This window comes from Streptomyces sp. P17 (assembly GCF_032436805.1).
In the GTDB taxonomy this organism is placed as follows: domain Bacteria; phylum Actinomycetota; class Actinomycetes; order Streptomycetales; family Streptomycetaceae; genus Streptomyces.
In genome coordinates, this window is the sequence record NZ_JAVRBF010001126.1 from 1 (window position 1) to 256 (window position 256).

The following is a 256-nucleotide window of genomic DNA, read 5'->3' on the forward strand; positions in this document are numbered from 1 at the left end:
GAAAAACAACTCTACTTAAAACTTTAAGTGGCTTGTATCCTAGCGAGCAGTGTCAGTTCTCAGGGGGATACTTGGGGGAAAAAAAGTCAATTTTCTTAGCCTCGACTCAAGGTCTCTTGCCGGATATAAGTGGGCAGCAACATATCGAGATCTTAAAAAAGAATCTAAATCAGGAAAAGATCCCACCTAACCTTTTTTTTTCAGGTGTAACTGATAAAGACTTACTCAATGAGTTTTTAATTCAAAAATGTCATTG

General features: G+C 37.1%; 1 protein-coding gene. It reads left to right on the forward strand.

All coding sequences use genetic code 11. The features are described 5' to 3' along the window. Positions 1–256, forward strand: a 256-nt coding sequence (locus RMT89_RS44160; protein WP_315889393.1) for a hypothetical protein, incomplete at both ends; no start/stop codon positions are given.